This is a genomic window from Nocardioides abyssi (assembly GCF_030412915.1).
Classification (GTDB): Bacteria; Actinomycetota; Actinomycetes; order Propionibacteriales; family Nocardioidaceae; genus Nocardioides; species Nocardioides abyssi.
Window position 1 is genome coordinate 1 of the sequence record NZ_JAUHJR010000074.1, and the last position, 332, is coordinate 332.

Annotated in this window: 1 protein-coding gene; it reads left to right on the top strand. The window is 75.6% G+C overall.

What is annotated here, in order from left to right; translation table 11 throughout:
• The coding region (locus QWY29_RS19965; RefSeq protein WP_300962988.1) for a hypothetical protein at positions 1 to 332 on the top strand (332 nt) is incomplete at both ends.

Consider the following 332-nt stretch of genomic DNA (forward strand, 5'->3'; position numbering starts at 1 on the left):
TCGGCGCCGCCGACATGGTCGCGGCCGGGGTGCCCGCCGACCCCGACTACCGGGCCGCGTTCCCGGTCGACGGCAGCTTCTCCTCGGTCCGCCTCGACGAGCAGGCCGGGCTGATCATCGCCCAGGTGCCCGACGACCGCTGGGCCGACCGCCCCGCCGACATGTCGCGCAAGCAGGCCAAGCTGGCGGTGCAGGCGCTGGTCTACACCGTGCAGGGCGCCCTGCAGAGCCGGGCGCCGGTGCAGGTCGTCGGCGAGCCGGGTGGGCCGGCGGTGCCGATGTTCGGCATCGACACCGACGGCGGCGTGGCCAACGCCGACCAGCTCGACGTG